The sequence below is a fragment of the Vibrio sp. V43_P6S15P86 genome, assembly GCF_009904725.1.
Taxonomy (GTDB): domain Bacteria; phylum Pseudomonadota; class Gammaproteobacteria; order Enterobacterales; family Vibrionaceae; genus Vibrio; species Vibrio diabolicus.
Genome location: NZ_WXWT01000337.1, coordinates 1 through 10727 on the forward strand (window position 1 = coordinate 1; position 10727 = coordinate 10727).

Here is a 10727-nt window from a genome sequence, read left to right on the forward strand (position 1 = left end):
GAAAAAATCGAAAACATTTTAGATCAAATACCTTTTCGAATTAGGTCAACGAAAAGCTTAGATTTGGTTATACATAGATTGGAAGAGTTGGACTTATCCGAAGGTATAGAAGTAGATTTTGACCGTTTATTGCTCAATATGGTGAAAGATTCAGGTTCATCAGGTGCATATTATTCTCCAAGACCATTGATTAAGGCGATGGTCAGTGTTTTAAACCCTAAACCACTAGCTACTGTTTACGATCCTGCTATGGGAACTGGTGGGGTTTTTGTTGAGGCAAAAAAACACGCGAAGGGTAAGAGCTGCTTTAATGGTTTAAGTTTTATTGGTAATGATCTAAGTCCATTCGCGCATTTGATAGGGGCGTTGAACTTACTTCTAAACGATATCGATATTAGTGGCGTATCGATATCTGACTCATTGTTAGATAGAGATTGTCAGCAATACGATTTTGTCATATCGGGAGTGCCGTTCGGAAAAGTTAACGAGTTAACTAAGTATGAATATTACTATCACGGTTATAGTGGCAGTCTTGAAGCAATGTTTCTTAAGCATACGATGGATAAGTTGGCAAAAGGGGGACGGGCCGCAATAGTTATTCCAGATGGCATTTTATTCGGTAATGCATTACATCTAGATGAACTAAAGCGACAATTGCTAACGCAATTTAATCTACATACGGTTCTAAGCCTTCCCAAAGGTACGTTAGCGCCATACTCTGGAGTTAAAGTTAGTGTTTTGTTTTTTGATAATACCGTGTCAGAAAAAGACATATGGTTTTATGAGTTAAGAACGGACAAACCTTTGAGTAAGGTAAACTCAATTACTGACTCTGACTTTGAGGACTTTACGTCATTGTACGAACGTAGAGAAGTTAGTGAGAATTCTTGTTTAATAAGCAAGGAGTCTTTACTACAAGATAAGACACTTAACCTTTCATTTTCTTTACCTAAGAAAGAAGCGGGCTTGAAGTTCGACAAACAGAAAATGATCGCCTCATTAAAAAGCGAACAGTTAGCTTTGGTGACATCCATCGAAAATCACTTCGATAATGTGTCTCGAAGTTTTGAGTTGGAATACATACATCAAGTTACATTAAAAGATGTGTGTAAACTTAGAAGTGGAAAGAATCTCAATAAAGATGACGTCGAAAACGAGGGAGCATTTCCCGTGTATGGAGGAAATGGAATAATAGGATATTGCCTAAACCCCAACAGACCTGGAGACTCAATCGTAATTGGAAAGGTAGGTGCACACTGTGGAAACATACACTTTTCATCTAAACCTTATTGGTTAACTAGTAATGCGATAAGCTTGGAACTATTGGATACGACTCGGGTATATTTGCCTTACTTAGCACATGTTTTAAAAAGCCTAGACTTGAATAATTTGGCAACAGGTACTGCACAGAAGTTTGTTTCTATCAATAAGTTATATGAAGTTGAAGTCTCTTTACCTAGTCTCAAAAAACAACAGGAACTGAGTGATTGGTTTACTTCTATTGAAGAAAGTAAGAGCAAGATACAAAGCCTGTTAGTCGATTTTAGCCAAGACATTGGAACCATCTCAACGGAGTCAATTAATGAAAAGGCTCTTAAAGAATAGAATTCTTTAGTTATTTATATGGCACGTAGCTGCTTAGTTCCAGTTACAGAGAGGCTGCCTTTGGCGGCCTCTTCTATATGTCCGCTCCACCAGTTCATCATTGGTCGGCGGCGTTCAAGGTAGTCAGTACGGTTGTAAGCACTACGTACTTGGTTGTCATCAACGTGGGCCAATGATGCTTCGATTAAGTCACGGTCAAAGCCTTGTTCATTGAGTGTGGTGCTCGCTAGCGAGCGTAGACCGTGGCTAACTAATCTTCCTGCAAACCCCATACGTTTTAGAGCCATATTTGCCGTTTGGCTGTTGCATGGTTTCTTCGGATCGCGATCTGAAGGAAAGATAAATTCACGATGGCCGCTTATCGGCTTCATTACTTCTAGTAGTGCCAGCATCTGCTCTGTGAGCGGGATGCGGTGCTCTCTTCTTTTTTTCATCCGCTCAGCGGGAATCGTCCAAACTTTCTCTTCCCAGTCAATTTCATCCCATTTAGCGCCTGAAGCTTCAGAAGGGCGTGTCATGGTGTGTAATTGCCACTCAAGTAAGCAGCGGGTAGTGCGTTTTATACTGGCATTGGCAATCGCACCCATAAGCTCTGGTAGTTCTGCGGGTGTCAGTGCTGCCATATGTTCTTTTTTTGGTTTTTTGAATACTTTATGAATATCTTTAAGTGGGCTGGCCGGAATAAAACCACAGTTAGCAGCATATCCCATGACCTCATTAAGGCGCTGAATTAATCGCTTAACGGTCTCAAGGCTGCCTTTGGCCTCTATGGGCCTGAGGAGATCTACAACTTGTGGTGCTGTAATTTGTTTAACTGGTGTATCGGATAGATAAGGAAAAATATGTAGTTCAAGAGAGCGCCAGATATCAACAGCATAGTCAGAAGTAACATTATGTTTCTTGATTTCAAACCACTCTTTAGACACATTCAAAAATGTATGCTCATGAATTTCTTTGTGTTCCTGTAGTTTTTTCTTTTTGTGTGCTTGAGGATCGATATCTTGTGCGATCAGCTCTCTTGCTTCAGAAGCGCTTGTCCGTGCCTGCGCAAGAGAAACATCAGGGTAGCGCCCTAAGTTGAGATTAGCGCGCTTTCTATTTGTTGGGCGGTAGTAATTGAGTTGCCATTGTTTAGAGCCACTTGGTAGAACTCTTAATTTCAGGCCTTGTCCGTCAACGAGACTGTATTCTTTCTCTTTGGGCTTGGCGTTTTTTACTTCTGTCGCACTGAGCGGTTTGGTTTGTCTAGGCATATTTAGGAACCAAAAGTTAGGAACACAATACTAAGGTTCCTACAATGGTTACTAAAAGTCAAAGATGTAGTGAAACGTCTTGAGATGCTATGGGATGCTAAGTTATTGATTTTGCATTGATGTAGATACAAAAAAAGACGTCCTGAGACGTCTTTAGATGTTGAATTGGTGGAGCTGGCGGGAGTTGAACCCGCGTCCGAAAACCGTTCATCATTGGTACTACATGCTTAGTCGATCTTTAATTTTGCCACCCACCTGCGAACCGACACGCTAATGAATGACTAGCCTGAATTAAAATTCGCCGTTCATCTCTCAGGCGGGAGAATCCGGGCTAGCGCGTTTGGGTTTGATCCCTCGTTATTCCCCGTCTTACGTGCGGAAGCTAGGGCGAGAGAGCTCTGAGCAGGTTATTAAGCTGCTAGTGCGTAGTTTTCGTCGTTTGCGACTATTTTTTTGCGGTTTGTTAACGAGGCCTACCGCACCTCGGCATGCACCTCAGACTTCTGAATTCCCGTCGAATCCTAAATCAGCCCCAGGTAATATTCGCATAGTAACAGAAAAGCATTGGCTGTCCAGTACTATGCGTTTAAGTGGTCAAGATTAACGCAGTGTACTCTTCATTACACGTGCTTTCTCTCTTGCCCAGTCTTTTTCTTTTAAATCCGTACGTTTATCGTGCAGCTTTTTACCTTTTGCTACGCCAATTTTTAGTTTCACCCAAGAGCGAGACCAGTACAGAGAGAGCGCCGTTAATGTCATACCTTCACGGTTCACACGTCCGAATAGGTTGTCTAGTTCACGACGACTCATTAGTAGTTTACGCACACGTGTAGGGTTCGCCACAACGTGTGTCGATGCCTGATTTAAAGGAGTGATTGTCATGCCACTCACAAAGGCTTCACCGTCACGCATAAATACGTAACTTTCAGAAATATTGGCTTTACCTTGGCGAAGGGCTTTCACTTCCCAACCTTGGAGCTCCAAGCCAGCTTCGATTTCATCATCGATGAAATACTCGTGGCGAGCTTTTTTATTCAGCGCGATAGTATTGCTACCCGCTTTTTGTTTCGTTTTTTTCTTTGCCATAATAGCGACATTATACGGGTTGGATATCGGATAGGAAATCCTTTTATTTGCGCAATCGTGGAATAAAAGTAAAATTGGCAGGAGCTTTAAATCTGTACATGTATCGATAGGAGTATGTATGAAGCAAGTCAGCCGTTCTGCGCTTGTGTCTTTTAGTGCTGAACAGATGTTCAATCTGGTTAACGATGTTGCTAAATACCCTGAGTTTCTGCCTGGTTGCTCGGGCTCTAGAATCATTGAGTCTTCGGGTAATGGTATGGTGGCTTCTGTCGATGTGGCGAAGGCTGGTATCAGCAAAACGTTTACTACTTCAAATGAGCTGATCCCTGGCCAAGCAATTATGATGAATTTGGTGGATGGTCCGTTTAAGACATTGCGTGGTGGTTGGATTTTTACCGCGCTAGATGAGCAAGCTTGCAAGGTTGAGCTAAAGCTTGAGTTTGAATTCTCAAGTAAAATGATTGAGATGGCCTTCGGTAAGGTTTTTAACGAGCTTACCAGTAACATGGTAAATGCATTCACTAAACGCGCAAAACAGGTCTACGAGTGTTATGAGTATTGAGTCAGATATGATTCACGTAGAGGTTGTCTATGCTCTTCCTCATGAACAGCGTGTATTTAATTTAGTGGTGAATAATCACGCAACGGTAGAAGAGATCATTCGACAATCTGGCGTGTTAGAGTTATACCCTGAAATTGATTTATCTAAGAACAAAGTGGGTGTGTTTAGTCGTAATGTGAAGTTAGATGCGACCGTTCGAGATCGAGATCGAATAGAGATATATCGTCCGTTACTCGCAGACCCGAAAGAGATTCGTCGTAAGCGGGCGGAGCAGGCTAAAGCCGAGGGGAATGCAGACCCAGTCACCGGTGGTAAGCCTAGCTCTGTACGTAAGAATAAGTAGACTTGATATCAATCCCAATGGATGGCGTCATTGATTCAAAGTGTGATTGCGCGATATCTAGATAATAAAAAACCTCTCATGTGAGAGGTTTTTTGCAAAAGTCGTTTACTGAATCTGTTCGTAAAAAGCGTCACTTTTTGGGAAGTCACCACTGATATCTGCGAGTGTGCCTTGATCGTTAAAGTTAACGATCAGGTCTTTTTGCACTGGATCACCGTGACCAGGAGTATGGTGATAAATGTAGTACCAAGTGTTTGGGTAGCCGTTTTCAATAAGCATTGGCGACCCTAGTACGAAGCGAACCTGTGCTTTAGTCATCCCAAACTTTAATTTATCTACCGCACTTTGTTCTACATAGTTGCCTTGGTTGATATCAATGCGATAAACCAGTTTTTCCAATACCGAACATCCTGTCAGCAATGTCATTGCTAATGGTACGGCAACTAACCACTTCTTTAATTGCATAATAATTTCTTAGTAACCTTTAAAATACTGCGCTGATAATAAACAAGCTCGACGCAGATGTAAAAAGCTATGCGTCGTATGATAGGAAATCTGACAACGAATTTTGAGTTGAGTTGCATTTATTGATTCTCTCACATGTATGTTTATGTCGATGAGCGATTTTCTATCCAGTTTAAGCGGTAACTAATGACAAATAGCCAAGTTATTGAGCTATGGGGTGGCACTGACCATTATTTCGAAAGGGAATCAGAACCCAAGCACTTTGATATGGGGGGAGGTAGAGTCACGGAGTAGTGTTCGTGACTCTATCTTTGAAAGAGCATGGCTAAGCGGCGATGAGGAGCTCTTTGGCGTTTGCAAGGGTAGAATCTGTAATTTGGCTACCTCCAAGTAGGCGAGCTAATTCTGCCACACGTTGTTGTTCATCTAATGCGTGCATTTGTGTTTCGGTTTGGCCAGCTTTTGTTTGTTTAGCCACGAACATTTGTTGATGGCCACAACCTGCCACTTGAGGGAGGTGAGTGACACACAATACCTGAGTAGACTCGCCAAGCTTGCGTAGCATTTTGCCGACTACAGCTGCTGTTGGACCACTAATACCGACATCCACCTCATCGAAGATCAAGCTTGGTGTATCCACTTTCTGAGCGGTAATCACTTGGATAGCTAATGAGATGCGTGATAGCTCACCGCCTGACGCAACTTTTGCTATAGGTTGCAATGGCTGTCCTGGGTTGGTCGATACTAAGAAGCACACACTGTCCATGCCAAGTGGTGATGGGTGCGTGTTTTCATTGCTGACTTCGATATTGAATACCGCTTTTTCCATGCTCAATTCGTGCATGCTTTGCGTGATCAGCTTATTCAGCTCTTTAGCGTAACGGCTGCGTGATTTGTGTAGTTTTTCTGCTTGGTTTAGGAAGCTTTGGTACTTTTGTTCCACTTCTTGCGCGAGTTCATCTAAACGTTCATCAGAGCAATCTAACGCTTCTACTTGGGCCAGAAGATCTTGGTGATGTTGGTATAGTTCTTCTGGCATCACGTGGTGTTTGCGAGCAACAGACATCACTTTAGAAAAACGTTCTTCTACATAAGCCATACGAGCAGGATCCACATCGATGCCATCTAGATAACTGCGTAATTCGTTCTTCGTTTCTTCCAGTTGAATCATCGCTTCTGACAACATGTTGGGTAGCTCAGATAGCTTTTCATCTAACTCAGCTAGTTGAATTAGGGAGTGATTGGCCGATTGCAAAATACCAAGCGCATTGACTTCTTCACCTTCGTAAATAAGTTCGATGGCTTGCTGACAGGTAGTGGCGAGTTCACCACTATTGGATAGTCGTTTGTGCTCTTGCTCGAGCTCTGCAAATTCTTCTTCACCTAGCGATAACTCATTTAGTTCTTTGATTTGGTATTCAAGCAACTGTTTTTGCGCCTGGTTTTGCTGGCTATTTTCTTTTAGTTGCTTGAGGTTATTGTCTGCCTGACGCCAATGCTGGTAAGCACTTCGTGTGCTTTTTAGTAGGTTTAGATGACCTGCATATTGGTCGAGCATAGCCATTTGGTGTTCGCTTTTCATCAATTGATGATGAGCGTGTTGCCCATGGATATTGATCAGCAGTTGCCCTAAAGATTTGAGCTGTGATAGTGGGACAGGACTGCCATTAATGAAGGCTCTTGAGCGACCTTCTTTTGTGATGATGCGACGCAAAATACATTCACTGCCATCAAGCAGATCGTTATCTTCTAGCCAACGCGTTGCATGTAGGTTGTTGTCCAGTAAAAAAGCGGCACTAACTTCGGTTTTTTCTTCACCTTGTCGAACCATGCCAGCTTCGGCTCGTCCGCCTAAGCAGAGCCCAAGTGCATCGATAGCAATGGATTTACCCGCGCCTGTTTCACCTGTGATGGTGGTCATGCCCTTAGACAGCTCGAGTTGTAAAGACTTAACAATCGCAAAATTATTAACACTTAGATGAGCCAGCATTTTTATTTACCTGTATAACTGAACAATACTGTATAAGAGAACAGTATATACTGTTTCTTTATACAGTAAAGACAGGTGAGAAAAAATTTCTGTGTGGGGTGCTTTTTTGTGATGAAGTGGGAAAAATGAGCCGAAGTGATTACAACGACTCATTAAAATTGAACAGGTTACGGACGAGTTGGGTTAATCGTGAGCGGCTCTAATGTGACTACTGCATTCACACCAGCACCTGGATGATCCACGTATGATGTGTCTTGCATCAGAGTGTAGTAAACGTCGACGAAGTCATCATCATTCGTTAGGACGCCGTCAGGGATAGTGTCGATGATCTTATTCGTGATTTGCGGAATAATCGCGTAAGCCTGAACTTCTGGATCTGGAATCGCTTTCAGCACTTCTCCAGCAACTTGAACGAGGAGTTTTGCCAACTGTTTATAGTCTGTACCATCATCTTGTTCCATGAGCACGATGTCTGCAGCGCCCCAGCGGTAACGAGACCAGTGAATAATGATCTGATTCGGGTAGTAATCTTGGTTATCGTAGTCTAAGTATGGAAGCTCCACTAAATCGAGAGTCGGTTCATCACGACTTGGATTGACGCCCGTTACGATAGCGTAGATTTCTGCCTTGCCAGAGATCCAAGGTTCTTTGTCATCGGCGAGACGGATCTTTTTCAACTGCGTTGTTTGAATTGGAGCCGCTTCGCCCACTGTGCTACTTGACAATAGCGGTGCATTTTGACGCTGTTCATCAGAAAAATACGGCTGAACTAAAGTAGGCTGACCGAGTTTTTCCATTTCAGCCTGCATAGCTTGCAAGCCAGCCTTTAGCTCTGCAGAGCTGTTGTTATCAACGACAAGTACAGGTACATCAGGGAGCTGGTAAACATCGAGTTGATGGATGTTGCCATACACATCAAATGCTTCGATATATTGCCAATTCTCATCATCACCACTTGGTTCAAATGCAAATAATGGCTCGACCTCGCCACTTTGCCATGCTGTTATCATGCTCTCATTCGCTAAACGAACTTCCAGCAACTGATCTGAGTATTCAGAAATACCTTTCCAGCTACGAATTTGAGTGTCAGCTTGTACAAGTTGATGGCTAAACTCGGAGTTGGGGTTTTGTTGAACAAATGCTGATACAGAGACGCTAGTCTGTTGTGGAGTAATATCTCTTCTCAACATGGGTTCAATGGCAGCATAGTTCTCACTCAATTGTTGAGCGAGGGCACGCTTCGTCTTAGTGATATCTTCCGCTTTTGCGTTGGATACACTGTTGACTTGCGTTTCCTCTGATTGGCAGCCAATAAGTGCTAATGTACTGAGAACAGACAGAATGATGGTTTTCTTCATAATATGTCCTTTATTGATTTTATGAAATAGAGTTAATACTCTATTCATGGTGAGAATATCACCGGACATAGATCATTGAATTTGCTTTTCTATCTTTTGTGTAAACTTTGCCCACAGGATCAAAATTTATAAACTTCTCTTTAATGACAGCAAATCTCGTGTCGCCTCACTACTTTGTGTCTATTTCTTGTCTAAGAAAGCCAAAAGCCAGTGGCAATTAAGCTGCTGGCTTTTTTATTGAAGTTATTTCCCTGAATAACAAGTGTTAGAACAATTTACTAGACCAACCAAGCTTGTTACGTAAAACGTGATAGTAGCTGTAGTCCTTGGGATGGATGAGTTTGAGCACATTTGGACTTTGATAGATGTGGATTTCGTCTCCTGGAGAAACAGGGAGAGACACTTGTCCATCACAGCTAACTTCTTGTGTTCCTCGGTTCTCTGGTGACACCACCAATTTAATTCGACGCTTTCCATCAACCACCAAAGGTCGACTCGACAAGGTATGAGGAAACATTGGCACGAGTGAAATGGCATTCAAGCTAGGCGAAAGAATTGGACCACCGCCAGAAAGTGAATATGCCGTCGAGCCAGTCGGAGTGGAGACAATCAAACCGTCGGCCCGTAAAGAGAAGGCGAAGCTTTCATCTATGTACACTTCAAATTCAATCATATGGGCAATTTGCCCTGGGTGAAGTACGGCTTCGTTTAGCGCAGCGTTATGGCTCTTTATTTGTCCGTGGCGGTGTACTTCCGCCTCTAAAAGAAAACGCTCCTCTTCAATATACTCACCGTCGAGTACCGCTTGCAGAGACGCTTGGAAGTCGTCTGGGTTCAAGTCAGTTAAGAAGCCCAAATTTCCACGGTTCACGCCTATAACTGGTACATCAAATCGAGATAAAATTCTTGCTGCACCTAGCATGTTGCCATCGCCACCAACCACAATGGCTAGATCGGCATTTTTTCCCAGTTCAACTAAGCTAGCAAACTGACTCTGTGGGATATCATCCAGTATTGCGGCAAGGCGATCGTCAATGAATACTTTATAGCCTTCAGAGGTCAGCCATTGATACAACTCTTTATGAGTTTGAATTGCTTGTTGATCTCTTGGTTTTCCGATAATCGCGATCACGTTACATGGATTTTTCATAGCATTTCCGCATTAAAGAGGCTTGAATCAGGAATCTTCATCCCCATAATAATGGCAAGTCACCTAAATATGCGAATTTTTATGTGGTTAAAGCCCGCAAAAACTCGCATGGCTTTAAGGGCATTATGTTGAATTCTGGAGATATCATGAGCAACGAAGAAAACAAAGTTACAGAAGAAGAGCTTGATCAAATCATCGAAGAGGCTGAAAAAGTAGAAGCTGAAGCACAAGAAGTTGAAGCTGAGCTTGAAGAAATTGGTGATGAGACAGACGCTAAGATTGCTCAACTAGAAGCGGCACTATTGTCTAGCGAGGCAAAAGTAAAAGAGCAGCAAGATGCGGTGTTGCGTTCTAAAGCTGAAGTAGAAAACATGCGTCGTCGTACTGAGCAAGAGATCGATAAAGCACGTAAGTTTGCGTTGAACAAGTTTGCCGAAGAGTTGCTTCCTGTTATTGATAACCTAGAGCGTGCAATTCAAGCGGCAGATACAGAGAATGAAACGGTTAAGCCGTTCCTAGAAGGTGTTGAGTTAACACACAAAACGTTTGTCGACGTTGTGGCGAAATTTGGCTTGAAAGCAATCAACCCTGAAGGTGAAGCATTTAACCCAGAGTTCCATCAAGCGATGTCGATTCAGGAAAGTCCTGATCATGAATCAAACACAGTTATGTTTGTTATGCAAAAAGGCTACGAACTAAACGGCCGTGTGATTCGTCCGGCAATGGTAATGGTTGCTAAATAACCTTAACTGCCTGTTTTCAAATATAAAGCGCCCATCATTTTTTGATGGGCGCTTTTTTGTTTTAAACGTAAGTTGTTGTAATGAGCTTCATTGTATATCGATAAAATGGAAGTTTGATCCCCTTCATATTTTTTCTTATTGGTTAATTATTTTCCTATAGGAGATTTCTTCT

General features: G+C 42.5%; 10 protein-coding genes and 1 other RNA gene. 4 read left to right on the forward strand and 7 right to left on the reverse strand.

Going from position 1 to position 10727, the window contains the following annotated elements:
* Positions 1–1605 (forward strand): N-6 DNA methylase (locus CAG69_RS15130; protein ID WP_161444923.1); only part of this gene is annotated, 1605 nt, incomplete at its 5' end.
* A 14-nt stretch (positions 1606–1619) separates the two neighbouring features.
* Here the strand turns inward: CAG69_RS15130 and CAG69_RS15135 are convergent.
* From CAG69_RS15135 to smpB, 3 genes are all read right to left on the reverse strand, one after another.
* A complete protein-coding gene (locus CAG69_RS15135) occupies positions 1620–2858 on the reverse strand; it encodes an integrase domain-containing protein (RefSeq protein ID WP_031855508.1) in 1239 nt (412 codons plus the stop codon).
* Between the two features lie 166 nt (positions 2859–3024).
* Positions 3025–3392, reverse strand: a transfer-messenger RNA (tmRNA) gene (gene ssrA, locus CAG69_RS15140).
* A 66-nt stretch (positions 3393–3458) separates the two neighbouring features.
* A complete protein-coding gene (gene smpB / locus CAG69_RS15145; RefSeq protein WP_005391476.1) occupies positions 3459–3944 on the reverse strand; it encodes an SsrA-binding protein SmpB in 486 nt (161 codons plus the stop codon).
* Positions 3945–4062: 118 nt separating this feature from the next.
* On the opposite strand from smpB, the gene CAG69_RS15150 reads away from it, so the two are divergent.
* Positions 4063–4506 carry an SRPBCC family protein gene (locus CAG69_RS15150; protein WP_005391473.1) on the forward strand — a complete coding sequence of 148 codons (444 nt, stop codon included), beginning with the start codon at positions 4063–4065 and terminating at the stop codon, positions 4504–4506.
* Positions 4496–4849: an RnfH family protein gene (locus CAG69_RS15155; protein ID WP_005391471.1), complete on the forward strand. Its 354-nt coding sequence runs from the start codon at positions 4496–4498 to the stop codon at positions 4847–4849. The genes CAG69_RS15150 and CAG69_RS15155 overlap by 11 nt, the downstream gene beginning before the upstream one ends.
* Positions 4850–4954: 105 nt before the next feature.
* On the opposite strand, the gene bamE is transcribed toward CAG69_RS15155, so the two are convergent.
* The 4 genes from bamE to nadK all read right to left on the reverse strand — a co-directional run bounded on the left by bamE (position 4955) and on the right by nadK (position 9812).
* Positions 4955–5314, reverse strand: a complete 360-nt coding sequence (gene bamE, locus CAG69_RS15160) for an outer membrane protein assembly factor BamE (RefSeq protein ID WP_005391468.1) — start codon at positions 5312–5314, stop codon at positions 4955–4957.
* 325 nt (positions 5315–5639) lie between these two features.
* A complete protein-coding gene (gene recN, locus CAG69_RS15165) occupies positions 5640–7304 on the reverse strand; it encodes a DNA repair protein RecN (protein WP_104969114.1) in 1665 nt (554 codons plus the stop codon).
* Between the two features lie 167 nt (positions 7305–7471).
* A complete protein-coding gene (locus CAG69_RS15170) occupies positions 7472–8662 on the reverse strand; it encodes a DUF3103 domain-containing protein (RefSeq protein WP_161444925.1) in 1191 nt (396 codons plus the stop codon).
* 265 nt (positions 8663–8927) lie between these two features.
* A complete protein-coding gene (gene nadK, locus CAG69_RS15175) occupies positions 8928–9812 on the reverse strand; it encodes an NAD(+) kinase (protein ID WP_161444927.1) in 885 nt (294 codons plus the stop codon).
* Between the two features lie 146 nt (positions 9813–9958).
* On the opposite strand from nadK, the gene grpE reads away from it, so the two are divergent.
* Complete coding sequence (gene grpE, locus CAG69_RS15180) at positions 9959–10555, forward strand: nucleotide exchange factor GrpE (protein ID WP_012842091.1); 597 nt, start codon at positions 9959–9961, stop codon at positions 10553–10555.
* The last annotated feature ends 172 nt before the right edge of the window (positions 10556–10727 follow it).